Here is a 24870-nt window from a genome sequence, read left to right on the forward strand (position 1 = left end):
AGTTCATTCGGGATGTTCCAGATCGCGTGCGCGTTGCGGGTCACATCCTCGCCCGTCACGCCATCGCCGCGCGTAGCGGCCGTTTCCAGCACACCGTTCCTATACGTGAGATTGAGCGCCAGACCATCGACCTTCACCTCGGCAGTGAATCTGCTTCCCTCCGGCAACTCCGCTGTGATGCCCTCGAACCAGCTGGCCAGCTCCTCGCGGCTGAACACGTCCTGCAACGAGTACATGCGCTCGGCGTGCCGCAACTCGGGCACGTCACCGCGCGCCACCTTCGCGCCCACCTTCATCGTGGGCGATTCCGGGCTCCACAGCTCCGGATACTGATCTTCCAGAACGCGCAACTCGGCAATGAGCGCGTCATACGTAGCGTCAACCATCGTCGGCTCGCCCGTCGAATGGTAGGCCTCCTGCGCCGCCCGCAGCTTCGGCGCGAGCTCGTTCCACCGTGCTTTGGCTTCATCAAAATCATTCACGCACACATTGTCCCTCATTCCACCGTCACTGCGCTCAACTACGCTCGCATTGCCCAGCGCTCGCGCCACTCAGCCCCGTAGAACACTCTCCCGAGCCGCGATAGGCTCATCCCATGTGCGGACGTTATGCAACCACGATGTCTCGGACCGACATTCAGCTCGAGTTCCGGATCGACGTCGTCGCCGAATCCTACGAACCATCCCCCAACTACAACGTGGCACCCACACACGACGTGCCCATCATCGTTGAGCGCAAGATTCTTGCCGACGACGAGTGGGTCGGTACCGGCACGCCGCCACAAGCGCCTAGCGAGGGAGCCGCGAACGGCGAGACGCTCGTGCGCGCTCTCACCCCGGCGATGTGGGGACTCATCGCCCCGTGGGCGAAGGACACGAGCCGGCCGATGATCAACGCCCGCATGGAGACCGTGGCCGAGAAGAAGATGTTCGCTCCGTCACTGAAGAAGCGCCGCTGCATCATCCCCGCCTCCGGCTACTTCGAGTGGCGCAAGCCCGAGAAGACGCCGTTCTACATCTTCCGCGCGGACGGGCAGCCGATCGCATTCGCTGGTCTGTACTCGTGGTACAAGTCCGGCGACGAGTGGCTACTGACCTGCACGATTATCACCCGCGAGGCCGAGGGCGAGATGGCCGAGATCCACAACCGCGTTCCGCTCATCCTCAACACCGAAGAATACGACGTGTGGCTCGATCCCGAACTCACGGATCCGGGCATCATCGCCAGCTTCGAGCGGCCCAATCCGGAACTCAACTACCATCCCGTCCACAGGGCAGTCGGCAACGTTCGAAACAACGTGCCCGAGAACATTGAGCCCGCTCCGACCGAGGGCTGAGAATGTCGGGCGCGCCCGCCTTTGTCGACACGTAATCTAGAGCCATGAACAACTTCACGACGATCAGAGGGGTCTCCCCCTTCGATCTCGTACTCGCTCTGGGATATGCCGGCCTCGCGAGCATGGAAAGCCTCAACTTTCTCGGACAGCGCACCCTCACCGATGTTCTCCTCTATCTCGCCGTTATCCTCATCGTTCTCGGCACCTTTTTCCGCCGGCTCTACCCAACCCCAGCGGCAGCCACCGTGTATGCTGGAGCCCTTTTTCGGTATTTTGCAACGCCCACCGCGGTGTGGCTCATCGACACCGCGGTGCTCTTCGCTTTGTACGCGGTGCTCACCTACGGCGGTAAGGCCGCGCGCTGGCCTGCGATTGGGGGTGCGTCATTTGGCGCCTTCCTCCTCGTCATCCCATCATTTAATTCTGGCTACCATTCCGGAACCATTTTCCTCGCACTATTCGGATCCCAAGCAGCAGTGTTAGCAACGACGACGGGCGCCCTGTTCCGGCGCCAGCAATACGTACGTATCGAACACCTTGTGAGCGACGCGGAGATGGCGCAACAAAATTCCGAACGCGAAGCCGAGCTCGCCGTCATCGGGGAACGAACTCGAATCGCCCGCGAAATGCACGACATCGTCGCCCATACGCTCTCTGTTGTTATCGCCCAAGCCGACGGAGGGCGCTACGCAGCAAAATCCAACCCCGAGGCAGCCGAACGGGCCCTGACCGTGATTGCAGACATGTCACGTGCAGCCCTTGGCGATATTCGCTCCATCATCGGGATTTTACGCGACCCGGCCGACGCGAGCGCTCCCCTTGCCCCGGAACCCATTGACTCCGACCTCAACGCTCTCATCGATCAGGTGCGAGAATCGGGCCAAGAGGTGTCCTACGTCGTGACAGGCAAAGCCCGCCCACTACCAGTGGGAGTAGGAAACTCGCTCTACCGCATCTGCCAAGAAGCGCTCACCAATTCACTCAAACACGCAGGCCCACACGCACAACTGACGATCGCTCTTCATTGGCGCCCAGCCGAAGTCATCCTTACTGTCACTGACAACGGGCGCGGAGCCGCCGCCGTCGACGACGGCAAGGGCCACGGGCTCATCGGCATGAATGAGCGCGCCGCCGTCTTTGGCGGAACGGTCGTTGCCGGACCACGCCAAGGCGGCGGGTTCAAAGTGACTGCAACGATTCCAACTCCTACCGAAAGGACATCCCATGTCTGAGGACAAGATCAGAGTAGCCCTCGTTGATGATCAGGAACTCGTGCGCAGCGGGTTTGCCATGGTCATCGATTCCCAACCGGATATGTGCACCGTTCTCGAAGCCTCCCACGGCCAGCAGGCGCTCGACCGGCTCAATCTCGTACCCGCCGACGTCGTGCTCATGGATATTCGCATGCAGGGCATGGACGGCCTCGAGGCAACCGAACGCATCGGTATGAAAGAGTTCCCGCACGGCGTCAAACCGAAAGTCATTATTTTAACGACCTTCGACTTGGACGAGTACGTGATGCGCGCAATTCGAGGTGGTGCATCGGGTTTCCTGCTCAAGGATGCGCCGCCGGATCAAATGCTCGATTCCATTCGTACGGTTTATCATGGCGACGCCGTCATCGCGCCGTCCTCGACCAAACGCCTCGTGTCCTACCTTGCTGAAAAGGCTGTGGAAGACCGTGCCCTCCGGCCAGAGATCGTTGATGTTCTCACCGATCGCGAGCGCGAGGTTCTCTACCATATGGCCCGCGGCCTTTCGAACATGGAAATCGGCGAAGAACTAGACGTCGCTCAGGCGACGATCAAAACTCACGTGGGGAGAATCTTCGCCAAACTCGGCGCACGCGACCGCGTCCAAGCGGTGGTCCTCGCCTACGAGGCCGGGCTCGTACGCCCAGGTGATCTCGGGTGAGCGCAATCAGTCTCGATTACGTGCGAAAAGTGCGCGGCATTGGTCGTGCGGCTCGCACTGTGCTCGATGACATCTCGCTTCAAATTTCTTCCGGTCAATTCACCACCGTGTTCGGGCCATCCGGTTCTGGTAAATCGGACCTCATGCAAGTGATTGCCGGGCTGACGGGCGTGGACGACGGCAACGTCGTCGTCGAAGATGTCGACCTCACGCGGGCGTCGCAGCCCGAACGCCAGCGCTTACTCGCCACTCGAATCGGTGTTCTTTACCCGCGAGATAACCTCATGCCGGCACTGACCGTCTACGAGAATCTGGATCTGCCCTCGGATTTGAACGGGAAGGATGTCGACGCCGACGAACGGGCCCGAATCGCCGAGTTATTCGGGTTGGAACCGATCCTGAATTATTATCCGGATTCGATCGCAACCGCCGATGCACAAAAAGTGGCTATCGCCGGGAGGGTCCTTGCCGGCCGGACAATCCTTTTGTGCGACGAGCCAACGGCCGGGCTTGATCAGCCAGATGCAGATTCAGTTCTGGCGCTGCTGCGCATGTGCGTGCGCGAACTTGACATCACAGTCGTCACGTTTACGACCAACCCGCTGTCCGCCCAGTATGCGGACCGTGTTCTTCTCCTGTCCAATGCGCACATCGCCGGCGAACTTATCGAGCCCACGCTCGATTCAATTTTCAACGCTCTTCAAGCCGTCCACGGTGAGGTCTAGGCACCATGCTGCGTGAGCAACTCGAATACTACTGGAGTTCCTACGTTCTGCCCGTGGTTACCCTGGTATTCCTCGTTGCCCTCACGTTCGCCTCACTGACACTGGTCGATTACGGCGAGCGCGCAGCGGGCCAGTCAGCACGCATGTCGAATCCGCCATCAGATTTCCTCGTCTACATCGAGGTCGGAACCGCGACAGATTTGGCCTCAGCACTTGCTCAGAACCCGAACGTCGAACTCGTCCACGTGGATGCTTGGCGGGCAGCGGAAGCAATATCTGCCTCCGGTACCCTCTCGATGACACTGCGCAACCTTCCCCCTCAAGAGCTACGCACCCAAGCCCTCGCACGTGGAGAATATCCCACTGAGCCCAGCCAGATCGCGGTGACCTACCAGCTCGCTGAAGCGCTCGACGTCGACATCGATTCATATCTGACGGTCACCGGCGACCTCGGCGCTAAGCGATACCTCATCACTGGGATTTATGCTCGCTCTCCCTTCGATGATCGTCTTGATTCCGCATTCGAAGGGCTCGTACTTGACGCATATCCCCACTATGTTGCCGCCCATGTGGACGACTCTGGCCAGGGCGGGATCGAAGTCAAGGGCACCTCGGCGATGGCAGCCCAGGAGGTCATGGACAACGTGCTGACCATCGGTAACTCGGTCGTCATTCAATCGCACGATCGCGAAGAGCTCATTCTTAACCGTCACAATCGGGCCCTGTCTGCGATCACGATGGCGGTGCCGTGGCTTGTCATCACAGGATTTTTCTTTGCCACCACAGTCCTCGTGTTAGGTTTCGCGGCGAGCGGGCAACAACGCGCGGTTGAAAGACGCAATCTAAGATCCTTGGGGGTCAAACCTCACCGGGTGCTTGGTATGGATATCGCGGAATTGACGGTGGTCTCGGGCCTCGGCCTCGTCTTGGGAATCGCGCTCGGGCTTGCTTTTTCTTTCGGCGTCGTCGAGTTCTTGCGCTCGGTTCCCGGATCGCACTTCATGCCCGAGAACCTCCACGCTCCGGGGCATGCTTTTGTGATTGCCACAGCGACGCTCATTGCCGCGGTGGGTATTGCCGTCCCTGTTGCAAGGGGCATATCCAAGACGGATGAGCTTCACACATGCCGCAATCGCCCGCTTTTGCTCGTGCCACTTTCCGTCATCGTCGCAGCGGTGGCAATCTACTGGGCGGGTCTGATCCCCCACGTGCACCCGAGCCTAGCCGGGGCGATGGACCGGATCATCACGGTGGCGATTATTGCCGTGCTGATTTCCGGTATTTTCACGCTGGCAATTCTTGTTGTGGGAACATTGACGCGTCGGATGAAGATTGGTGCGTGCACGCACCTCATGCCTCGTTCCCGAGTTGGGCTCATCCGCTTGCTGACATTGCTGGTTATTTTCCTGGCAGCTGGAGCATTGGGAATGATACATACGACGACGCAGTCCCTCATTGGCGACGACGTCTCGTTGCAGGACCGCTTCGACGTGGCCGTGCGATCGCGACTCGGAAAATCCGCACTCGCCGACCACCAGATCAGTGTTGTGCGAACTTGGCAGGACGCCGATCGCACGCTGTCACTGCGGTCGATCGAAACCGACCTGCCAGCGTACACCCCTTTCCAACCCGGGCCGATCTACGCCGTTGACCCCTCGGAAGCCGAGGCGTACTTCGGATCATCCCTCGGCCTCGATTCTCGTTTGCTCGTCCCCCTTGGCACCGAGGGCACCCCAGGCACCATATCGTTCCACTACGACGACGCCGATCGCGCGGTTCATACGGTTAATCTCGAGGTCGTAGAAGCGAACGTCCCGGTCGCACTCGTGTCTACCAAGGACGTGCCAGGGCTCGAGATCGATGAAATGTGGGTTCGGCTCGTGCCAAACGCACTCGAAACCCTTTCGCAGACCTACCCGGACTTCGAGGAACGATTGAGCTCTCACACCCCGTCCACTCGGCCGGTCATCACGTTAAGTTTGTCGGACAACGCGCCCCGCCCACTCAACACAGGCCATCTTGCGATGGTTATCCAATCAAGCATTTTCGCGCTCTTCGCGTTCGTCGCATTCGTGCGCGTACCTCGCGCCTTTTCGCTCTACGAATTCGAGAACCGGAACCTGCGCGCGCTTGGTCTCAGTGATCGTCGTCGCCGGTTCCGCCGGCTTGGCGACGCCATCGTCTCGGGCGCGATCATGCTATGTGCAGGTTCGGTCGTGGGTATCGTGGCCGCTGGACTCGTCCTTTCGAATGCCGGCGTTGTGGGAGTGGCATTGCAGGTACCATGGTCGGCCCTCACCGCGAACCTGGCCATTATTTTGCTCGCGTTTATGACCTTTGGCGCGATCAGCACGCGCGCCGACGTGGCGCAAGCCACAAACCGCGCAAATTAGCCGATTCTTGGTCGTTTATCACAGTTTTTTCCCTTTACCCAACCGCCAAAACCTGCGAAGGTTAATTGCGTATGAACCCGCGAGGATCAACTCGCACCCACTAGGAGACGGTAATTTATGGATTGGCGCCATCGTGCAGCATGCCTCAACGAGGACCCGGAACTCTTCTTCCCGATTGGTTCCTCAGGTCCGGCTATGGCACAGGTTGAGCGCGCCAAGGCCGTCTGTGCCACCTGCGACGTGCAGGACGTGTGCCTGAAGTGGGCACTGGAGAACAACCAGGATGCTGGCGTGTGGGGTGGCATGTCCGAAGACGAGCGCCGCACGCTCAAGCGCCGCACGGCACGCGCGCGCCGCTAACTCGAATTTGACGAAGGCCGGCTGGTGTCACACCAGCCGGCCTTCGCGTTAAGTACATGGCCAGTGAGTAGCGCGGACCTGCTATATCCCGCGGATGTTGAGGTCGAGTATGACGATCGTTCCCCCGCCGTCGCGCTTGTGCCAGTCGATGCGGCCGTGAAGCTCACCTGCCACCATCGTCTTCACGATCTGGGAGCCGAGGCCGGGCTTGGACTTCTTCATTCCCACCCCGTCGTCTGCGACCTCGATGTGCAGGTTCTGGCCATCGCGCTCGGCCTTGATGTCGAGGCGGCCGCCGTCGGGTAGCCCGTGCTCGATGGCATTGGAGATGATCTCGTTCATGACCACGCCAAGGGCAGTCGCCTGCTCGGCGCTCACGCGGCCGAAGTTACCGTTAAAGGTGGTGACCACCGGGTTTGACGTGACTGCCACGTCGCGGACCATGCGCATGACGGGCACGAAGACCTGATCGAAGTCCACCACTTCGTCAATCGTCTGAGAGAGCTTTTCATGGACGACGGCGATGGTCGAGACGCGGCGCTGCGCCGTGTCGAGCGCATTGCGAGTCTTGCGCGAGATGGCGCGGCGCGACTGCATGCGCAGGAGCGCCGAGACGGTCTGCAGGTTATTCTTCACCCGGTGATTGATCTCGCGGATCGTGGAGTCTTTCGACATGAGTTCGCGCTCTTGGCGGCGCAGCTCGCTGATGTCGCGGCACAGGATGACGGCGCCCTCGCGGGTCGTGCCGTTAAGAAGCGGAACGGCGCGGAACATCACCACCACGTCGTGACGTTCGATCTCGGCCATCCACGCCGCCCTACCCATGAGCACGAGCGGCAGCGCTTCGTCGACCTGCTGAATGCCCTCAAAATCGCCGGTCACGAGCTCGGCGAGCACCGAACCGACGATCGGCTCTTCAACGCCGAGGCGGCGAAAGTGCGAGACCGAGTTCGGCGAGGCATACAGCGCCTTCCCGCCCGCGTCCACGTGGATCAGACCGTCCGAGACGCGTGGCGTGCCGTGGCGGTAGCTCGACGGCGATCCGTCGATCGGGAACTGACCGCGCTCGACCATCCGCGCAAGATCACTGGCCATCGCCTCATAGTTGGCGAGCATCTGCGTGGGAACCCGATCCCCGCGCTGGGATGCCACCATGGCCATCACTCCGACCACGCCGTCCTCATGCCGCACGGGCACAAGGCGCAAGTCGAGCGCTTCGGCGTCGTCGGTAAAGAACACCTGCTCGCCGGTAGTGTAGGCGTGAAAGAGCCGCTCCTCGAACCACTTTTGCGGGTGGCCGCCCACGAAATCCGACTGGTGAACGGTGGTCGCCGTACTTGGGCGGGCTTGCGCTGCGACAGTCATCTGGTGGCCGTCGACGACGTAGAGAACAAGGTCGGAAAAGGCGATGTCGGCGATAATCTGCCAATCGCCGGTCAACTGATGCAGCCAGTCGCGTTGCGAGGAGCTGAGGTTGGAGGCGCGGTCCAAGATACGTGAAAGCGTTGGCACACTCCCACAATAGTGATTAATCGTGTTGAATAGGAAATATGAAATTCCAATCTGAGACCAGCTATGTAGGCCCTATCGCGCTCGTCCTCGACGTTCTTGGCTCCGAAGAGCTACTTCGCAAACGCGAAGCGGACGCCGGCGCGGAAGGGATGGTGAACTACAGCGGTACGAGCAGGGATCACATCTTCCAGGTGCAGGTTCCCAACAGCGAGTTGCCATCCGCCGTGCGTTCATTCCTGCCCAACGGACTCACCGCTGTTCTCACGGGCACGGCCAAGGAGCTCACCGAAGCCGGCCAGGTTCAGGGCGCCTCGCTCGTCTACGACATCGCCGTTCAGGGCGCCCCCGCCTCCGGCTCGCTCACCTTCATCCTCGCCGACGGCGGCGCCACCACGCCCGCGAAGATCCTAGGCGACATCTCCGTCAACATCCCCTTCGTGGGCGGGCGCCTCGAAAAGGCTGCAGTCAAGGAGGTCGAGGGCCTTCTGGCGCACGACACCGAGTTGGTCAACGAGGAGGTCGCGCGCGTCCGCGCTGAGCAGGGCGTTGATGGCGAGGAGCCCGGCGACGAGAACGATCCCAGCGGCGAAGCCCCGGGTTCCGACGCCACGGAGTACTAAGGCCGAGTTTCGGCGCGCCCTGCCCACTGGGCGGACGCCGCGGGCTTGACCGCGGATCGCTACGCGTTCTTGGTTAGACTTGGCTCATGGCAGTCATCAATAGGCAGTACGAAGATCTCCTCAAGGACGTCCTTGAGAACGGCACCGAAAAGACCGACCGCACGGGCGTGGGCACGCTGTCCGTCTTCGGCCGCCAGTTGCGCTACGACCTCGCCAGCGAAGGCTTCCCGCGCATCACCACGAAGTTTGTGGCGATGAAGGCCGTCAAGGGCGAGCTGCTCTGGTTCCTGCGCGGAGACACGAACATCAAGTGGCTTCAGGACCACGGCGTGACGATTTGGGACGAGTGGGCCGACGACGACGGCGAGCTCGGGCCCGTCTACGGCTACCAGTGGCGTTCGTGGCCGGCTCCCGGCGGAGAGCACATCGACCAGATCGCCAAGGTGATCGATCAGATCACGAACACGCCCGACTCGCGCCGCATCATCGTCTCGGCGTGGAACGTCGCGGATCTTGACGACATGGCGCTTCAGCCGTGCCACGCGTTCTTCCAGTTTTACGTGGCCGATGGGAAGCTCTCCTGCCAGCTCTACCAGCGATCGGCGGACCTGTTCTTGGGCGTGCCGTTTAACATTGCGTCCTATTCGCTGCTCACCCACATGATCGCCCAGCAGACTGGCCTCGAGGTGGGCGACTTCGTGTGGACGGGCGGGGACTGCCATATTTACACAAACCACATTGATCAGGTCAAAGAGCAGATTTCTCGCGAGCCCTACCCCTTCCCCACTCTCGAGTTGAGGAAAGCGGACTCGATTTTCGACTACGAGATGGATGACATCCTGGCCTCTGAGGGATACCGGCATCATCCCAAGCTCACCGGCGAGGTGGCCGTCTGATGCTCGGGATGATTTGGGCGCAGGGCCATGACCGCGCCATCGGCAAGGACGGCACGATGGCCTGGCACGTGCCGGAGGATCTGGCATTCTTTAAGAGGATGACGATGGGCAATCCCGTCATCATGGGCCGCAAGACGTGGGAGTCGCTCGGCGAGGAATACCGCCCGCTTCCTGGCCGCCAGAACTTCGTGATCACGCGCGATCCGGACTACTTCCTCAACGGCGCACTGATCGCCAACAGCATCGAGGAGGCCTACGATATGGCTCGCCTGTCTGCCAAGGCCTCGACCGGCGAGGACGATCCCCTCGTGTGGATTATGGGCGGGGCTCAGGTCTACGAGTCGGCGCTCGAGATGGCCGACGGCGTGGTCATTACCGACGTCGACCTCGAGGTTCCCGATGCGGATGCGTTCGCGCCGATGATCCCCTTCGATTGGGAAACCGTCGAGTCTGACCCGGATCGTGGCTGGCACACGGCCGCTAACGGCACGCGCTACCGCATGACGATCTACCGCAAGAAGCGCTCGAACTTCGATCCAGGTCCGCTGGTGGCACCTGGCGCGCCGACCACGTCCGAGACGCTTTAGCACGTCTCCCGCGCGATGCGGGCTCAGCCGAAGAGTTCGTCCATCGGCTTGAAATCGTCGAAGAGCTCCTTGGCCGCATCGATGTCTGACTTTGCCGATGCGCGAGCCGTGCCCACGCGAGCGGCCGCGGGTTCGGCGTCGTCAAGCTCGGGCTTGGCAGCACCGGATTCGGTACCATCCCCCGCGCCGGCCTCGCGTAAGCTCTCCTCGGCCTTCGCGCCAGAGCCCGCAAGGGAGCGCACGATCACCGCGAGCTCGCCAGCAACGCGGCGGATGCGTCCGCCGATGCTCGACCCGCCGGAGGAATCCGAGTCGGCGGCGTGCGCGCCGAAGTCTTCCGTTGCCGCATACACGGCCGTCGGCGCGGTGATCGCGTGCAAGTACGTGAACATCGGGCGGATGGCGTGTTCGGTGACGAGTGAGTGGCGCGGCGTGCCACCGGTGGCGCCGATGGCCACCGGCTTTCCACGAAGCGTCTCCTCGGGCAGCACGTCGAAAAACGATTTGAACAGACCCGAATAGGACGCGTTGTATGCGGGCGTGACGGCCACGAGGGCGTCGGCGCTCTTCACCTTTTCGAAGGCATCCTCGAGCTCGGCCGAGGGAAATCCCGTCAGCATGTTGTCGGTAATCGCGTGCGCGAGTTCGCGCAGCGAGACGTGGACGATGTCGCCGCCGAGCTCGCCCCGCACGGCCTCGCCGATGGCGTGGCCGAGCTGCTGGGTGGTTGAGCTCTCGGACAGAGAGGCTGACACAATCGCGATACGCATTATCGGCCCTCCGCCAGGCGGATGAGGTTGTCAGCGTTTCGCAGGGATGCCTCGTCGTCGTCCTGCTGCTTGTAGAAGGAGGCGCCGGTGACGTCGTCGACGGCGACCTTCTCGGTACGCGTCTGCTCCCCGCGGGCCGCGAGCAGCGACTGGTGGGTCGGAGCATCCGGCACACCCTCTGGGCGCATGGATTCGAACTCCTTGCGCATCACGGGCACGATTTCGCCGAGGAAATCGAGCTGCTCAAGAACCGTCTTGAGCGGCAGTCCCGCGTGGTCGATGAGATACATCTGGCGCTGGTAATCGCCCACATCCTCTCGGAAGCCCAGCGTGCGGTCGATGACCTCCTGCGGCGAACCGACCGTCAGCGGGGTCTGCGAGGTGAAGTCCTCCATCGACGGGCCATGGCCGTAGACCGGCGCGTTGTCAAAGTACGGGCGGAACTCGCGCTTTGCGGTCTGCGAATCCTTGGCCATGTAGAACTGCCCGCCAAGGCCGACGATCGCCTGGGCCGCCGTGCCGTGGCCGTAGTGCTCGAAGCGCTGGCGATACAGGGCGATCATGCGCTTGGTGTGGCTCATCGGCCAGAAGATGTTGTTGTGGAAGAAGCCGTCCCCATAGTAGGCGGCCTGCTCGGCGATCTCGGGCGAGCGGATCGAGCCGTGCCAGACGAAGGGCGGGATGCCATCAAGCGGGCGAGGCGTGGAGGTGAAGCCGCGCAGGGGCGTGCGGAACTTGCCCTCCCAGTTGACCTCGTCCTCTTCCCACAGGCGGCGCAGGAGCGCGTAGTTTTCAATCGCCAGCGGGATGCCCTGACGGATATCTTGACCAAACCACGGATAGACCGGGCCGGTGTTTCCGCGGCCCATCATCAGATCCATGCGGCCATCGGACAGGTGCTGAAGCATCGCGTAGTCCTCGGCGATCTTCACCGGATCGTTGGTGGTGATGAGAGTGGTGGAGGTCGAGAGGATAATCTTCTTCGTCTCTGCTGCGATGTAGCCAAGCGTGGTGGTCGGTGAGGATGAAAAGAATGGTGGGTTGTGGTGCTCGCCGATCGCGTAGACGTCGAGGCCTACCTCTTCCGCATGCTTGGCGATCGCAACCGACGCCTTGATGCGCTCATGCTCAGACGGCGTCTTGCCCGTCGTCGGATCAGTCGTCACGTCGGACACTGAGAAAATTCCAAACTGCATTTGTCGTTACCTTCGATTCTTGGGTGGTCACCCGTGGGTGGTCATCGTGATGGTTCAATTCTAAAACAGGTTAGTTTAACTTTCAACCATAGCGATGTGGGCTTGGCAATAGATTGCGGTTTGCTCCGCGCGTGCGCCGATCCTGCACGCCGATCCGCTGCGCGAGAATTTGCGACACCCCACCCCGCCATCATTGCGACACTTGATCCCCGTAGAGTCCCTAACTAGTGCAGGGCCACGCGTTGCGCGTTGAAATCGACGCCGGCGTGGCGTAGATTTCTTAGCGACACCTACAGAACGGATTCCGATGGGCCTTGCACGACCAGTCTTTACTGCGTTCGGCCTGCTCTTTTTCGGACTCGGCTTCATCGGCATGTTCATACCCGTTCTGCCAACAATCCCCTTCTGGCTGCTGGCGGCCGCGTGCTTCATGCGCGGCTCGTCCCGCATGTATGAATGGCTCATGACCCACCCGCAGTACGGCGAGTACATCTACCAGTACCGCGAAGCAAAGGCCATCTCCATGCGCACGAAAGTCACCGCGATCGGCGCCCTGTGGGTCGGCATCCTGCTCTCGATCTGGATCGTCCCGCTCGTGGCCGTCAAGATCTTCCTCGCCGCCGTGGCGATCGCAGTGACGATCTACCTCGCTAACCTCGAGACCCTGCAGTACGGCGACCTCGCCACCGCACGCGCGTCGTATTCCGACTTCGTGCGCGCCGAGTTCGGCCGCGAGCTCTAACGTAAAGGCGCCCCGAAGGGCGCCTTTACTGATGTGCCGTAGCGCATCGCGTCTTAGTGTATTTCAGAGTCGCGATCCACTTGAGTTTGGTTACCGTAGGAGTCGGTCCGCTGCTCGGTGGTTCGCGTCCGGCGTCCCATCATTCCCGTTAGCAGAGAAATGACGAGCCAGATGCCGCCCGCAACCATGAGGATCAGGCCGATCGTGGAGATTTCAATTCCGGAGACCTGGTAGTTCACCGCGAAGTACAAGATTGCACCCACAACGATGAGGAAGACCGGTCCGCCTAGCGCAATACCTCTCATAAACTCTCCTTTAGTTGAGTCGTTGATTAAACGGTAAACGGTTTTAGGTGCCGGGCACACTGAATACGCTCTGGGCGTGCATGCCTTGATTTCTTGTGTAAGCACGTAGGGTAACGGCATGAGCACGGAGTTTTCGCTGCAGCGCGCACAAGAGAAGATGGCGGCCGCCGGAGCCAGCGACCTCGCAATCCGCACGATGCGCCACTATTTCCTAGAGGCCGCCGCTGGCGCCACGGGCTTCGTGCCAGAATCCACCATCGAACCGCTCGAGGACGTTGCAGCGCTCAAGGACGTCGCAACGCTCAAGGACGCCTCACCACACACCGCCGCCCACAGCGAAGCGCTCGACCAGACCGTCATCCTCAAACTCAACGGCGGGCTCGGCACCTCGATGGGGATGGATCGCGCGAAGTCGTTGCTTGAGGTGCGCGACGGGAAGTCGTTCCTCGACATCATCGTTCAGCAGGTACGCTCCGCCCGCGAGCGCTACGGCGCGCGCCTGCCACTGATTTTTATGAACTCATTCCGGACGCGGGCCGACACGCTCGAGCGCGTGCCGAGCGACATCGTCGTCGACGATCTTCCCCTTGATTTCATCCAGGGGATGCAACCGAAGTTGGCGGCGGACACGCTCGAGCCCGTCGAATGGCCGGCGAACCCCGAGCTTGAGTGGTATCCGCCGGGGCACGGTGACATCTACACGGTGCTTCAAGAGCGCGGGATCATCCGCCAGCTACTCGAGCACGGGTACCGCTATATGGCAACCTCGAACGCGGACAATCTGGGTGCGTATCCCTCGGCTGAGTTGGCGGCGTGGTTCGCCGAATCGGGCGCGCCGTTTGCGATGGAGGTCGCGGCCCGGACGAAGGCGGATAACAAGGGCGGCCACCTCGCTCGCAGGCGCAGCGACGGCCGGATCGTCCTGCGCGAGGTGGCGCAAACCCCGGCCTCGGACATGGACGCGTTCACCGACGAGACCAAGCACCGCTTCTTCAACACGAACAACCTGTGGTTCAACCTCGGGGCCCTCGCCCAGCTCCTCGAGGAGGGCGACGGGATCGCTGGCCTGCCGCTCATCGTCAACCACAAGACGGTCGACCCGGCGGATCCGACGTCAACCCCGGTGGTCCACCTCGAGACGGCGATGGGCGCGATCATCGAACAATTCGACGGCGCACAGGCAATCCTCGTGCCGCGGAGCCGGTTCCTCCCCGTGAAGAACACCGCGGACCTGTTTCTCGTGCGCTCGGATGCTTTCGACTTCGGCGACGACGGCGCGGCGCGAGTAGCGATGGATCCCCTACCGTCGATCGATCTGGACCCGACGTACTTCCGAAACATTGCCGACTTCGATGAGCGCGTGGGCGCGATTCCATCCGTTCGGGAGCTGGAGTCGCTCACCGTTCGTGGCGACGTTCGAATCGATCCGGGGATGCATCTGGCCGGTCACGTGAGGCTCCCGTAATAACCCCGCATCCAGCGCCAACGAGCACTCAGAGGCGCGCAACCGCGCCGTAAAAAGGTTCAACCCGAAACTAGTTGCAAGATTCGGGCCGAAAAATGTAACGGAAAATCGTTTCCGCTGGTCAGCGAGTTTGTTGACGAAGCGTAAGTTACCGTGGCCAAAACTTTTTATTGGATTTCGTGAATTTGAATTACTCTAAACTGCAGGTCGTTGATAGTTGCAGGCCGAGAGTTTGGTGAGTCTCTCCGCCGCTTTACACGCACTCAACGATCGCGCCACAAGTCACCTGCGTACGCCTGTCTCGTCGCGGTGACGATTTGCCAGCGTCTTTGACGCGGCTCCTAGGGGGTGGCGTTGTTCGGCCCGGCATTGCGCCGGGCCGAACTTTTCATCCCGAAGCCCTACTCCTCCGCAATCGCGTCGAGCACGTCCATGCGAGCCGCTTTCCTCGCGGGGAGAACTGCGGCCAGGACGCCCACAACGAGGCCGACCAGGAGGGCCACTCCCATGGTCGCCCACGGCACCACGTACAGCGCCTCGCCGTCCGATGCGAGCGTCAGCACAAGGCCAAGTGGCACGCCGAAGACGACGCCGACGACCGTGCCGAACAGCGTGATGATGATCGACTCTTGAACGACCATCCTGCGCACTCCCGAGCGTTGCATGCCCACCGCGCGCAGGAGGCCAATCTCGCGCACGCGATCCACAATCGACAGCGTGAGCTTGTTGACCACGCCGAGCACTGCGATGATCACCGACAAGCCCAAGAGCGCGTAGACGATGGTCAGCACACCGTCGGCTTGCGAGCCCCGCCGTCGTCTCTCGTGGAAAATTCTGCGCTTTGGCGCGTGTTGCCAACCATTGTCATGTCGAAAGAATATGAGGGTTCGATAAACTTCCGATAAACAGCGCGCACCTCGCTGCGTGAAAAAGCCGGTGATAGCGACATTCTTATCGCTATCACCCGCCAAGACGAAGGTCCCGTTTTTTGGGGCTACTTGTCCAACCGCCGCTTGAACGTGGCGCGCAGGCGCTCCTTGTTCACGGCAGCCACGGCGCTCAGCGGGATATCCGCCGGGCATACCTCGGCGCATTCGCCGTAGTTGGAACACGGGCCGAAATTCTCCTCGGCGACGTCGATCATCGCTCTGGCGCGCTGGGTGCGCTCCTGCGAAGGCATCGGAAGCATCGCCAGGTGGGTCAGCTTCGCACCGAGATAGAGGTGGGCCGAGCCGTTCGGGCAGGCCGCCACACATGCGCCACACCCGATGCAGGCCGCGTAATCGAGCGCGTCCTCCACCGTTTCGTGGTCGATGGGCAGGGCGTCGGCGTCGGGCGCCGTACCGGCGTTCACGGCCACGTGACCGCCAGCTTCGAGCATCTCGTCAAGCGCGTGGCGGTTGACCATGAGGTCGCGTACCACCGGGTACGACGCCGATCTAAACGGCTCGATCCGGATCGTCTGGCCGTCGTGGAACGAGCGCAGGCGCTGGTGGCATGCCGGCGTGTTTCGTTCCAGCCCGTGCGGGATTCCGGCGACCTGAATGCCGCACGCGCCGCAAATACCTTCGCGGCAGTCGGACTCGAAAGTCACTGGCTCCTTGCCGCTGTTGACCAGCTGCTCGTTGAGCCTGTCCAACATTTCGAGGATGGACATCGATCCGTCGAGCTCCGCCACGGTGTGGTGCTCGTATCTGCCCTTGGCGTTCGGGCCCTCTTGACGCCAGATTTCAAGTGTCAGTTTCATGAGTAGCTCCTCGTTGCCAGCGGAACGGCGGTGAACTCCAGCGGTTCCATGTGGCGGGTAAACGTTCCATCGGCGTGCGACTCCCATGCGGAGGCGAACGCCCATTCGTCGTCGTTACGCTTGGCCTCGCCGTCGTCCTGATGCTCGAAGCGGAAGTGCGCTCCGGCGGACTCCTCGCGGTCGAGGGCGTCGATGCACATGAGCTCGGCAAGCTCGAGGAAGTCTTGGACTCGGCCGGCCTTCTCCAGCGTCTGGTTCACGTGTTCAGATCCTCCGGGGACCGACAGATCCTGCCTGAACTCGCGTTGGAGGCGGCGGACCTCGCTGAGCGCGGTCGTCAGCGATTCCTTGGTTCGGCCAACGCCACAGCCCTCGTACAGGATCTCGCCGAGCTCGCGGTGGAACTGCTGCGGGCCGCGGCTACCGCCGATGTCGAGGAAGTGCTGAGTATCTGCCTCCACGCGGGCAATAGCATCGCGCACGGACTGCGAATCCATGCTCGGCAGCTCCTCGCCCAGGTGCTTCGAGAGGTAGTTCGGAACCGAAAACGGCAGGGTGAACCAGCCGTCTACGCAGGCCGACAGCAGCGAATTCGCGCCCAGGCGGTTTGCACCGTGGTACGCCCAGCCGCACTCCCCGCCCACGAACAGGCCGGGGATCGACGTCATCTGATCGAAGTCCGACCACAGGCCGCCCATGGTGAAGTGCGCGGATGGCGCGATACGCATCGGCACCTCATAGGGGTTCTCGCCGGTGGCATGGGTGTACATGTCGAACAGGTTGCCGTAGCGGGCCTTGATCGTCTCTTTGCCGTGAGCGCGCAGGGCGTCGGAGAAGTCGAGGTACACCGAATTCTTCAGCGGGCCAACGCCGTGGCCGGCATTGATCTGCTCGGTTGCCGCGCGCGAGGAAATATCGCGCGGCGAGAGGTTGCCGTACGCCGGATACTTGCGCTCCAAGTAGTAGTCGCGTTCCTCTTCGGGAATGTCATTTGGCTCGCGGGTGTCGTTCTTATCCTTCGGCACCCAGATCCGCCCGTCGTTGCGCAACGATTCGGACATGAGGATCGTCTTGGACTGCCACGGCGAATTCACCGGCAGACCTGTCGGGTGGAACTGCACGAACGAGGTATGCGCGAGATAGGCGCCGTGCTTGTGTGCGCGCCAGGCGGCGGTACCGTTCGAGTTCAGCGCGAGCGTGGACTGGAAGTAGACCGAGCCGTAGCCGCCCGTGGCCAAAATGACCGCGTGTGCCGGAATGGCCGTCACCTTGCCCGTGACGAGGTCGCGGATCACCACGCCTCGAGCCACGCCGTCTTCCATGATGAGGTCAAGCATCTCGGAGCGCAGGTGGATCTTCACCGTGCCGGCCTTGATCTGCCTTTGCAGCGCCTGCGAGCTCGAGAGTTGGAGCTGTTGGCCGGTCATGCCACGCGAATAGTACGTTCGCGAGACCTGCACGCCACCGAACGAGCGGGTGGCGAGCGTGCCGCCGTACTCGCGCGCAAACGGCGTGCCGATCGCATTCATGTGGTCGATCACGCGCACGGACTCCTCGCCCAGGCGGAACGCCTCGGCTTCACGAGCGCGGAAATCGCCGCCCTTGATCGTGTCCGTGACGAATCGGTGGAGCGAATCGCCATCCACCTTGCGCGCACGCGCCGCATTCACGCCGCCTTGTGCAGCCACCGAATGAGCGCGGCGGGGAGCATCGTGGTAGGTCACTGAGTGCACGTCGTAGCCGAGCTCGCCCAGCGCGGCTGCCGCGCCGGAACCGGCGAGTCCGGTTCCGACGACGACGACGGTGAACTTCTTCGTATTCAGCGGGCTAACGAGCTTGTACTCGTCGCGTCTGCGCTGCCACGCCGTGGCGGGATCCCCCTCGGGTACGCCGCCGCTGAGGATCGTGCCCACGCGGGCGCCGTTGATCTTCATCTTCGGCGGGGTAAATGCACGAGCGGACTGGGCCTTGTCGGACGCAACTTTCCCACCGGCGTCGTTCTTACCGGCGAGGACCTCGCCGATGTCTTTCATCTTGTTAATAAAACTCAACTGAGCCACCCCATCTGGACTGCGAGCGGAAGCGATGCGTTGCCAAGGAGGATCGCGATCGCGGCAACGGCGCCAATGATCACGAAGGTCATGCGAAGGCGTTTGCCCATCGACCCGAGGTCCACTGCCACGTTCTTTGCGCCGTGGGCGACGTGAATCGCGAGGAACAGCATCATCAGCGAATAGAAGATCGCGACGATCGGGCGGCTAAAAGAGGCCACGAGGTTCGAGTACGCCACCGACTCCGTGGCCGTGGGGCCCTGGAAGGACTCGGGTGCGATGGGTGTGGCGCCCACCGTCAGATCGAGCACGTGAAGAATAACGAACGCGAGGATGAGGACGCCGGTAAAGGGCATCAACCGCGCGGACAGCGCTTGGAGTCCGTTGCGATACCTCCTCGCGCGATGCCTGCCACGGAATTTTCGGCCGCGTACGTACAAAATGGCGGCGGCGACGACGTGCAAGATCAGCGACGTGATGAGCACGATGCGCATGATCCACAAGACGCCCGTCTCCGGGAACAGTGGCGCGAAGGCGTGGCGCAGCCAGAAGGCGTAGCCATCGAAACTCTCCGGGCCCATATACGCCTTGAGATTTCCGTACAGGTGAATAAGTACAAAGATCGCCCAAATGGCGCCCGTGATCGCCATGACGACCTTCAAGGCCCATGACGGCGGTGCTTTTAATTTCATCGTTCCTCCTGCTCGCCATTATTCCGGACAAAATCTGGCGAACACGGGACCCTCCTCCCGAATAGGACTTAGCGCTGGGCGCGGGAGGGATCTCAATCGCCGGGCGCGTTTACGACGCGGGGAGGTGTCGAGTTCCACTAGCGCGGAGCCATATCCGGCACCAGCACTCAGTAGTCTGGGATGCGTGAATAAAGGTGATCAAGGCACACGCCAAACAACAGGTCCCATCGGGGCGCTCGTGAACGTCGTTCGCGGGTTCCTCATCGGAATGGCCGAACTCGTACCCGGAATCTCCGGCGGAACGGTTGCGCTCGTCGTCGGCGTCTACGAACGCCTCATCGACTCGGGAATGTCCCTCATGCGGGGCGTCAAGCATCTTGTTGGCGACCGAAGCCAGGCCAAGCGCACATTCGCGGCCACGGATCTCGTGCTGATCGCCGCGCTGCTGGCAGGCATGGCGATCGCGGTGTTCTCGATGGCCGGCACGATGGCCAATTTCGTGGACAACCACGCCCCCATCGCCCGCGCGCTGTTCCTAGGCATGGTCGCCGTGTCGATCTACGTGCCGTTCTCCATGGTCGATCGCTCCGAGGTCAAGAAGCGGCCGTGGGTCTGGATCGTCTTCGCAGTGGCCGCCGCGCTCACATTTGTGGGAACCGGCGTCACCTCCGCTACGCAGGAATCGCCCTCCATGCCAATCGTCTTCGTGGCCGCCGCGGTCGCGGTGTGTGCGCTGGTGTTGCCGGGCATTTCTGGCTCGTTCTTCCTCCTTGCCGTTGGCCTGTACCAGCCGGTCATGGCGGCCGTGGCCGATCGAGATCTTGGGTTCATGGCAGTGTTCGCGGCCGGAGCGATGACTGGCATCCTTCTCTTCGTTCGCGTGCTTGATTACCTGCTCGAGAACCACCGAGCCGTCACGCTCGTGACGATGGCTGGCCTCATGCTCGGTTCCCTTCGGGCGCTGTGGCCGTGGCAGGATGCTGACGCCAACCTCTTGGCGCCCGGCGCCGATTGGCCGGCCATGCTGGGCTGGTTCGCGCTTGGCGCGGCCGCCGTCGTCGTCACGTTGGTCGCCGAACACTTCCTGCAAAAGGACGATCGCGACCAGGTTGACAAGTTCACCGAGCACGTCGAGTAAACCGCGCGTGTTGTAAGCTAGATGCGATCTCCCCCCGGGACGACCCGGCGAGGCTTCATTCGGACAAGGGACGGCCCTTAAAGAAAGTTCTCATGCCCGCTGTTATTGGCTGGTTGGCCGTCATTGCCACATTCATTTTTAACCTGTCGGGGACCCTCGCGCTGATCGCTCTCCTTTCGGTCATCGTGTACGCGTCGTTCGGCGTGATGCACCGCGCCGACGCCCTCGCCCGCCGCCTCGGCGAACCGTTTGGCACCATCATCTTGACCCTCTCGATCAGCGTGATCGAGGTGGCCATGGTGGCGAGCGTGCTGCTCGGCCCTGGCGACCACGCCTCGATCGCCCGCGATACCGCGTTTTCCGGCGCGATGATCCTGCTGAACTTCATCTTGGGAGTCGCGGTGCTGGTGGGCGGCTTGCGCCACGGCACGATGCGATTCCAGATCGCGGGCGCCTCGCAGTACATCGCCACGATCTTCACGCTTGGCGCCGTCACCTTCGTCTTCCCGCTCTTGGTTAACGACGCCGGTGCGCTGTCTGGCGCCTATGGGGGCGTCGTCGCGGTGCTCGTTCTCATCTCCTACGTGTTCTTCATGTGGCGGCAGCTCGGAGCGAATTCGGAGGATTTTGCCGAAACGGAGCCCAGGCCGCGAACCGACGAGCCAGCGATGCCGAACTTTGTCTGGCTGGTCATGACCCTGTTGCCGATCGTGCTTCTCTCGCACGCCGTGTCTCCCCTGCTCGATGAAGCCGTGCCGCACACGGCTCTGGCCGGCCTCGTCATCGCGGCAATCGCGCTCCTGCCGGAAACCTTCACCACGTTTAACGCCGGGTGGAAGGGTCAGCTTCAGCGCACGTCCAATTTGACGCACGGCGCGCTCGTGTCGGTGGTCGGGCTCTCGGTGCCCACCGTGCTCCTCATCGGAGCGCTCACCGGCCAGACGGTGGTTCTCGGTGCAGATCCCGCCGACCTTGCGCTGCTCGGCCTGACGATGGGACTCTCGATTGCCGTGCTCGCCGGCGGCCGCGCGACGGCCATTCATGGGCTCGGGCACCTGCTCATCTTCGCCATGTACGTGACCTCACTGGTGTAAGCCGGTAGCCAGCGCACAGACTTCCTGCACACAGCCTTCCAGCGTACAGTCCGCCGGGGACGGCCGGCGCGAACGTAGCACCAAACAGTGAACCCCGGCCGTTTGCCGTGTGGGGTATGCGACGTTCGGTTAGTGCACGCCCGGGTTTGACTAACTCGCCTGCGAGGGACATCTCGGACAGAGTTGGATATGGTGAAAGTGGATTGTTAGCGATGAAGGGATCCACCATGACCACTCCACATTTCCTGAGCAAGGCGGACGGCGCGGGCGCCTTTCACGCCGATCGCGAGCCGAAGCTGCGCATCGAGCCGGGAACGGGCGAGCAGATCACGTTTGAGACCGACGACGAAGCGTATGCGCAGATGCACGAGTTCAAGTCGATGGACAAGGTGACGGCCACGCTGAACCCGCTGACCGGGCCGGTGTACGTCGAGGGCGCCGAGCCGGGCGATGTTCTGGCGGTGACGATTCACGATATCCAGTTCCCGTCGGAGACCGGCTGGTCGATCTATCTTCCGGGTGCGGGCGCGCTTGCCGGGCCCATGGGCGATGAGATGTACACGCGCAAGATCAAGGTGGCAGATGGCCGCGTTCACGTCAGCGATGAGATCTCCGTGCCAATGAAGCCGATGATTGGCTGCATCGGAGTGGCCGCGGCGGACGTCACCATGTCCACCGTCATGCCCTCCTACCCGACCGGCGGCAACATGGATCTGACCGACGCCGCCCCGGGGTCGACCGTCTACCTGCCAGTTCAGGTTGAGGGCGCACTGCTCTACATCGGCGACCTCCACGCGGTGATGTCACGGGGCGAGTCCTCGTTCGTGGCGATTGAGGCTGCCGGCGAGGCGACCGTGTCCGTTGACCTCGTCAAGGCTCCCGCCGACGACGATTCGCTAGCTCGCCTACGTGCGCCGCGCGTGGAGACCGAGGAGGATATCATCTCGGTGGGCCTCGGAGATCCGGTTCAGGACTCGATCATCATGGCCTACGAGTCGCTCTTCGACGTGCTGACCACCGACAAGGGGCTGAGTAACGAAGATGCGTACACCCTCATGTCTGCGGTGGCGCATACTGAACTCGGCGGCCCCACCGGATCGAAGGATCCGGATCCCGTGCACCCCTTCCGAGCAATCGGTGCCGTTACATTGGCCCGCATCGAGAAGAAGCATCTGGGTTAGTTTGCCCGACGACTCGGTGCAGGCTCCCGCGCGGGGCTAGCACTCGCGCGGGGCTAGCACTCGCGCAGGGCTCGCACTCGCGCAACTCTCGCAACCGGTGCAGGTTCTCTCCAAACCGTGCAGGAAGTTCCTGCCCGGTTTAGCAAGAACTTGCCCGGTTTGCGCAAGGATTCGACGTTCAACCTCCACGGAAGGCCACGCCGACCGTTCACAGGTAGGGTCTGGAGTATGAGAGAGAACCTTCTTGCCCCAGACCCTATTCTTCTACCCGCCGACCCGGCCGCAGGCGCGAACGTGCACGCAGCACAAACCCTGTTCGACCACCCGGACAGCCCGGCCGTATGGGCAGCGCGTGCGAATGAGGCGATCGATAGCGCCCAGTCCGACGACGACAAGATCGGCGCGTACGCGCTCGCACGCACCGGCTACCACCGCTCACTCGACCGGCTGCGCGCCAATGGCTGGCGAGGCGCTGGCCCCGTACCCTACTCGCACGAGCCGAATCAGCCAGTGCTCCAGGCGATTGCGTCCTTGGCCCGTGCGGCGCAGCTCATCGGCGAGACCAACGAATACGAGCGTTGCCGCACGATGCTCGAGGACGCCGACCCGACCGTCGTCGCCGAACTCCTCTCGGTCCGTTCGAAGTAAACCCGCTTACGCGCTACCAATGCGGCCGCGCCGGCCAGAAGTGCCAAGACTCCTACGCCGCCGAGGAACGCCACCGATGCGCCCGTTTTCTCGAGCGGCTTGGCCGGAGCTGTCGGAGTCGGATCGCCAGTGGCGATCGGATCGGACGGCGTCGTTGGATCGGTCGGTTCATCGACCGGTGGCGTTGTCTCGCCCGGATCGTCTGTCGGAATTCCTTCAGTGCACGCCGCAATCTCTGCGTCAGTCATGTCGCCTGCGCGATATAAGCATCCTGAGTCCATGCCGGATCAGTCGTCGAGGGAACCGAGATGTTGAACTGGAAAATCACGCCGCTGCCTTTCGCGACGTCGCCAATATCCACCGTCCAAGTACCATCTGCATTTTCGGTGTAATCACCGAGGGTGACGAGCTTCCACTCGTAGTTAACCCACGAGCCTCCCCAGATAGGCATTCATATCAAAGGCGGGATCATCGTTCATGATCGGAACGGGTTCGACCACGTACCCCTCAGGCAGGTTAGCCGGCGGCGCGAAGGTGATCTTGCCATCCGTTATTGCCTCATCGGTGACAGCGATCGGGATTCGCCATGCCTGCTTCGCGTTTGCGCCATGGCCTAAGTAGAAGTGCTGGAGTTCAAACTTGCCAACGGGGTTGTCTTGCCCTGCCGCGTCAGAATCTTGCGCGTCTCACAAACTCTCCACCGGATTTGAGCTCGCAAGTCTCACTTATGCCGCCAACCTAGCTCCGGCGTCGTTCTGCACTTTCGCAGGGTGATGACCTTTGATTCTCTAGCCTCCCACCGCAACAAGCATCTCGGGCAGATCCGACAATTTTTTGAGGTCTATGCCAGCGCCACTAGTTTCTCCGCGAGGTCCGCTTTATGACCCACCGCTAAGGGCGCGGCACCGAGAGTGGCGCCGCGCCCTTAGCACGCGTTTTGGCCCGGTCGAGCTCCGGCCTGCCCCCAACGACCGAACCATTCGCACAGCTAGTTCGAAACGCTAGCAGTACTCGGGAGGTGACGTAAGTTAATAAGAGACCACATTGTCTGCTTTTGCTTCACGTCATCGCCCTCACTCGTCCACCGATCAGCCACGAATCGACCGTAGAAATGGCGAAAGCCCCGGAACCTGTTGGTTCCGAGGCTTCGCCTTTAGTGGCGGGGGCAGGATTTGAACCTACGACCTCAGGAAAACCCGTTTCGCTAAGCCGTCTGTCGGACACGAAGGAGACTCCAACCTGACAGGCCGGCACCGACAATAGCCGCGAAATTTCCAATCCAGAAGAAGCCCGTTGGAGCGAGAACCATCAGCAGAAAGCCAACCAACATCAACCACGGCTTATCTACGAACCAACCAGTCGACGCAACAATCGCACCAATAAGAGCCGAAATTGCAAAAGCAAAGAGCTCAGCGGTGCCACCGTCGTATATGAATGCGACATAGGCTCCATAGGCGACCCCGACTAAGGATGTAAGTAAAACTGTACCGAGAATAAT

25 protein-coding genes and 1 pseudogene are annotated in these 24870 nt (G+C 61.8%); 15 read left to right on the forward strand and 11 right to left on the reverse strand.

The genetic code is table 11. The features are described 5' to 3' along the window. Nucleotides 1-482 (reverse strand): annotated as a pseudogene (locus ACHFFR_RS03405) (DNA ligase (NAD(+)) LigA); the annotation flags it as partial. A gap of 113 nt (nt 483-595) precedes the next feature. Here ACHFFR_RS03405 and ACHFFR_RS03410 point away from each other — a divergent pair. The 6 genes from ACHFFR_RS03410 to ACHFFR_RS03435 all read left to right on the forward strand — a co-directional run bounded on the left by ACHFFR_RS03410 (nt 596) and on the right by ACHFFR_RS03435 (nt 6728). Beyond that, nucleotides 596-1336, forward strand: coding sequence for an SOS response-associated peptidase (locus ACHFFR_RS03410; RefSeq protein ID WP_394262873.1), 741 nt, complete (start codon nt 596-598; stop codon nt 1334-1336). Between the two features lie 44 nt (nt 1337-1380). After that, on the forward strand, nt 1381-2568 hold the full coding sequence (locus ACHFFR_RS03415) for a sensor histidine kinase (protein WP_394262874.1): 1188 nt from the start codon (nt 1381-1383) through the stop codon (nt 2566-2568). Then, nucleotides 2561-3250, forward strand: a complete 690-nt coding sequence (locus tag ACHFFR_RS03420; RefSeq protein ID WP_394262875.1) for a response regulator — start codon at nt 2561-2563, stop codon at nt 3248-3250. Before ACHFFR_RS03415 ends, ACHFFR_RS03420 begins: the two co-directional genes overlap by 8 nt. Beyond that, nucleotides 3247-3975, forward strand: a complete 729-nt coding sequence (locus ACHFFR_RS03425) for an ABC transporter ATP-binding protein (protein ID WP_394262876.1) — start codon at nt 3247-3249, stop codon at nt 3973-3975. The genes ACHFFR_RS03420 and ACHFFR_RS03425 overlap by 4 nt, the downstream gene beginning before the upstream one ends. 53 nt (nt 3976-4028) lie before the next feature. Further along, nucleotides 4029-6368, forward strand: coding sequence for a hypothetical protein (locus ACHFFR_RS03430; protein WP_394262877.1), 2340 nt, complete (start codon nt 4029-4031; stop codon nt 6366-6368). 117 nt (nt 6369-6485) lie between these two features. Continuing rightward, nucleotides 6486-6728 (forward strand): WhiB family transcriptional regulator, encoded by a 243-nt coding sequence (locus ACHFFR_RS03435; protein ID WP_394262878.1) that lies wholly within the window; start codon nt 6486-6488, stop codon nt 6726-6728. A gap of 81 nt (nt 6729-6809) precedes the next feature. Here the strand turns inward: ACHFFR_RS03435 and ACHFFR_RS03440 are convergent, their stop codons facing one another. Continuing rightward, nucleotides 6810-8240: a sensor histidine kinase gene (locus ACHFFR_RS03440; RefSeq protein WP_394262879.1), complete on the reverse strand. Its 1431-nt coding sequence runs from the start codon at nt 8238-8240 to the stop codon at nt 6810-6812. Between the two features lie 38 nt (nt 8241-8278). On the opposite strand from ACHFFR_RS03440, the gene ACHFFR_RS03445 reads away from it, so the two are divergent. From ACHFFR_RS03445 to ACHFFR_RS03455, 3 genes are all read left to right on the forward strand, one after another. Beyond that, complete coding sequence (locus tag ACHFFR_RS03445; protein ID WP_394262880.1) at nt 8279-8860, forward strand: DUF2505 domain-containing protein; 582 nt, start codon at nt 8279-8281, stop codon at nt 8858-8860. Nucleotides 8861-8946: 86 nt separating this feature from the next. Then, nucleotides 8947-9756, forward strand: coding sequence for a thymidylate synthase (locus ACHFFR_RS03450; RefSeq protein ID WP_394262881.1), 810 nt, complete (start codon nt 8947-8949; stop codon nt 9754-9756). After that, nucleotides 9756-10343 (forward strand): dihydrofolate reductase, encoded by a 588-nt coding sequence (locus tag ACHFFR_RS03455; RefSeq protein ID WP_394262882.1) that lies wholly within the window; start codon nt 9756-9758, stop codon nt 10341-10343. The genes ACHFFR_RS03450 and ACHFFR_RS03455 overlap by 1 nt, the downstream gene beginning before the upstream one ends. Nucleotides 10344-10366: 23 nt before the next feature. Here ACHFFR_RS03455 and ACHFFR_RS03460 read toward each other — a convergent pair whose 3' ends face one another. After that, complete coding sequence (locus ACHFFR_RS03460; RefSeq protein WP_394262883.1) at nt 10367-11113, reverse strand: CE1759 family FMN reductase; 747 nt, start codon at nt 11111-11113, stop codon at nt 10367-10369. Further along, complete coding sequence (locus tag ACHFFR_RS03465; protein ID WP_394262884.1) at nt 11113-12309, reverse strand: LLM class flavin-dependent oxidoreductase; 1197 nt, start codon at nt 12307-12309, stop codon at nt 11113-11115. The genes ACHFFR_RS03460 and ACHFFR_RS03465 overlap by 1 nt, the downstream gene beginning before the upstream one ends. A gap of 307 nt (nt 12310-12616) precedes the next feature. Between ACHFFR_RS03465 and ACHFFR_RS03470 the strand changes: the two genes are divergently transcribed. Beyond that, nucleotides 12617-13051: a YbaN family protein gene (locus ACHFFR_RS03470; RefSeq protein ID WP_394262885.1), complete on the forward strand. Its 435-nt coding sequence runs from the start codon at nt 12617-12619 to the stop codon at nt 13049-13051. Between the two features lie 53 nt (nt 13052-13104). Here ACHFFR_RS03470 and ACHFFR_RS03475 read toward each other — a convergent pair whose 3' ends face one another. Continuing rightward, nucleotides 13105-13356, reverse strand: a complete 252-nt coding sequence (locus ACHFFR_RS03475) for a DUF6458 family protein (RefSeq protein ID WP_394262886.1) — start codon at nt 13354-13356, stop codon at nt 13105-13107. A gap of 118 nt (nt 13357-13474) precedes the next feature. Between ACHFFR_RS03475 and ACHFFR_RS03480 the strand changes: the two genes are divergently transcribed. Beyond that, nucleotides 13475-14821, forward strand: coding sequence for a UTP--glucose-1-phosphate uridylyltransferase (locus tag ACHFFR_RS03480; RefSeq protein WP_394262887.1), 1347 nt, complete (start codon nt 13475-13477; stop codon nt 14819-14821). Between the two features lie 401 nt (nt 14822-15222). Here the strand turns inward: ACHFFR_RS03480 and ACHFFR_RS03485 are convergent, their stop codons facing one another. The 4 genes from ACHFFR_RS03485 to ACHFFR_RS03500 form a co-directional block, all read right to left on the reverse strand. Then, complete coding sequence (locus ACHFFR_RS03485; protein ID WP_394262888.1) at nt 15223-15612, reverse strand: FtsX-like permease family protein; 390 nt, start codon at nt 15610-15612, stop codon at nt 15223-15225. Between the two features lie 203 nt (nt 15613-15815). Further along, entirely contained in the window at nt 15816-16568 is a 753-nt protein-coding gene (locus ACHFFR_RS03490) for a succinate dehydrogenase/fumarate reductase iron-sulfur subunit (RefSeq protein WP_394262889.1), read from the reverse strand. Beyond that, nucleotides 16565-18502: a fumarate reductase/succinate dehydrogenase flavoprotein subunit gene (locus tag ACHFFR_RS03495; protein ID WP_394262897.1), complete on the reverse strand. Its 1938-nt coding sequence runs from the start codon at nt 18500-18502 to the stop codon at nt 16565-16567. Before ACHFFR_RS03495 ends, ACHFFR_RS03490 begins: the two co-directional genes overlap by 4 nt. Nucleotides 18503-18615: 113 nt before the next feature. Beyond that, on the reverse strand, nt 18616-19311 hold the full coding sequence (locus ACHFFR_RS03500) for a succinate dehydrogenase cytochrome b subunit (protein WP_394262890.1): 696 nt from the start codon (nt 19309-19311) through the stop codon (nt 18616-18618). Nucleotides 19312-19495: 184 nt separating this feature from the next. Between ACHFFR_RS03500 and ACHFFR_RS03505 the strand changes: the two genes are divergently transcribed. From ACHFFR_RS03505 to ACHFFR_RS03520, 4 genes are all read left to right on the forward strand, one after another. Further along, on the forward strand, nt 19496-20449 hold the full coding sequence (locus tag ACHFFR_RS03505; protein WP_394262891.1) for a DUF368 domain-containing protein: 954 nt from the start codon (nt 19496-19498) through the stop codon (nt 20447-20449). Nucleotides 20450-20541: 92 nt separating this feature from the next. Further along, complete coding sequence (locus tag ACHFFR_RS03510) at nt 20542-21543, forward strand: calcium:proton antiporter (RefSeq protein ID WP_394262892.1); 1002 nt, start codon at nt 20542-20544, stop codon at nt 21541-21543. A gap of 227 nt (nt 21544-21770) precedes the next feature. Next, nucleotides 21771-22724, forward strand: coding sequence for an acetamidase/formamidase family protein (locus ACHFFR_RS03515; RefSeq protein ID WP_394262893.1), 954 nt, complete (start codon nt 21771-21773; stop codon nt 22722-22724). Nucleotides 22725-22952: 228 nt separating this feature from the next. Beyond that, a complete protein-coding gene (locus ACHFFR_RS03520) occupies nt 22953-23372 on the forward strand; it encodes a DUF3151 domain-containing protein (protein ID WP_394262894.1) in 420 nt (139 codons plus the stop codon). A 244-nt stretch (nt 23373-23616) separates the two neighbouring features. On the opposite strand, the gene ACHFFR_RS03525 is transcribed toward ACHFFR_RS03520, so the two are convergent. Together ACHFFR_RS03525 and ACHFFR_RS03530 are read right to left on the reverse strand one after the other, a co-directional pair. Beyond that, the gene (locus ACHFFR_RS03525; protein WP_394262895.1) at nt 23617-23823 is read right to left on the reverse strand and encodes a hypothetical protein; all 207 of its coding nucleotides are present in this window, start codon (nt 23821-23823) and stop codon (nt 23617-23619) included. A 753-nt stretch (nt 23824-24576) separates the two neighbouring features. Next, the coding region (locus tag ACHFFR_RS03530) for a hypothetical protein (RefSeq protein ID WP_394262896.1) at nt 24577-24870 on the reverse strand (294 nt) is incomplete at its 5' end.

It is taken from the genome of Trueperella sp. (assembly GCF_043424875.1).
Classification (GTDB): Bacteria; Actinomycetota; Actinomycetes; order Actinomycetales; family Actinomycetaceae; genus Trueperella.

Excerpts from the sequence above, each read along its gene's own strand:
- ACHFFR_RS03410 (WP_394262873.1), top strand. The coding sequence starts at position 596 with ATGTGCGGACGTTATGCAACCACGATGTCTCGGACCGACATTCAGCTC.
- ACHFFR_RS03415 (WP_394262874.1), top strand. The coding sequence starts at position 1,381 with ATGAACAACTTCACGACGATCAGAGGGGTCTCCCCCTTCGATCTCGTA.
- ACHFFR_RS03420 (WP_394262875.1), top strand. The coding sequence starts at position 2,561 with ATGTCTGAGGACAAGATCAGAGTAGCCCTCGTTGATGATCAGGAACTC.
- ACHFFR_RS03435 (WP_394262878.1), top strand. The coding sequence starts at position 6,486 with ATGGATTGGCGCCATCGTGCAGCATGCCTCAACGAGGACCCGGAACTC.
- ACHFFR_RS03445 (WP_394262880.1), top strand. The coding sequence starts at position 8,279 with ATGAAATTCCAATCTGAGACCAGCTATGTAGGCCCTATCGCGCTCGTC.
- ACHFFR_RS03450 (WP_394262881.1), top strand. The coding sequence starts at position 8,947 with ATGGCAGTCATCAATAGGCAGTACGAAGATCTCCTCAAGGACGTCCTT.
- ACHFFR_RS03455 (WP_394262882.1), top strand. The coding sequence starts at position 9,756 with ATGCTCGGGATGATTTGGGCGCAGGGCCATGACCGCGCCATCGGCAAG.
- ACHFFR_RS03460 (WP_394262883.1), bottom strand. The coding sequence starts at position 11,113 with ATGCGTATCGCGATTGTGTCAGCCTCTCTGTCCGAGAGCTCAACCACC.
- ACHFFR_RS03465 (WP_394262884.1), bottom strand. The coding sequence starts at position 12,309 with ATGCAGTTTGGAATTTTCTCAGTGTCCGACGTGACGACTGATCCGACG.
- ACHFFR_RS03470 (WP_394262885.1), top strand. The coding sequence starts at position 12,617 with ATGGGCCTTGCACGACCAGTCTTTACTGCGTTCGGCCTGCTCTTTTTC.
- ACHFFR_RS03475 (WP_394262886.1), bottom strand. The coding sequence starts at position 13,356 with ATGAGAGGTATTGCGCTAGGCGGACCGGTCTTCCTCATCGTTGTGGGT.
- ACHFFR_RS03480 (WP_394262887.1), top strand. The coding sequence starts at position 13,475 with ATGAGCACGGAGTTTTCGCTGCAGCGCGCACAAGAGAAGATGGCGGCC.
- ACHFFR_RS03490 (WP_394262889.1), bottom strand. The coding sequence starts at position 16,568 with ATGAAACTGACACTTGAAATCTGGCGTCAAGAGGGCCCGAACGCCAAG.
- ACHFFR_RS03495 (WP_394262897.1), bottom strand. The coding sequence starts at position 18,502 with ATGAAGATCAACGGCGCCCGCGTGGGCACGATCCTCAGCGGCGGCGTA.
- ACHFFR_RS03500 (WP_394262890.1), bottom strand. The coding sequence starts at position 19,311 with ATGAAATTAAAAGCACCGCCGTCATGGGCCTTGAAGGTCGTCATGGCG.
- ACHFFR_RS03510 (WP_394262892.1), top strand. The coding sequence starts at position 20,542 with ATGCCCGCTGTTATTGGCTGGTTGGCCGTCATTGCCACATTCATTTTT.
- ACHFFR_RS03515 (WP_394262893.1), top strand. The coding sequence starts at position 21,771 with ATGACCACTCCACATTTCCTGAGCAAGGCGGACGGCGCGGGCGCCTTT.
- ACHFFR_RS03520 (WP_394262894.1), top strand. The coding sequence starts at position 22,953 with ATGAGAGAGAACCTTCTTGCCCCAGACCCTATTCTTCTACCCGCCGAC.
- ACHFFR_RS03525 (WP_394262895.1), bottom strand. The coding sequence starts at position 23,823 with ATGCCTATCTGGGGAGGCTCGTGGGTTAACTACGAGTGGAAGCTCGTC.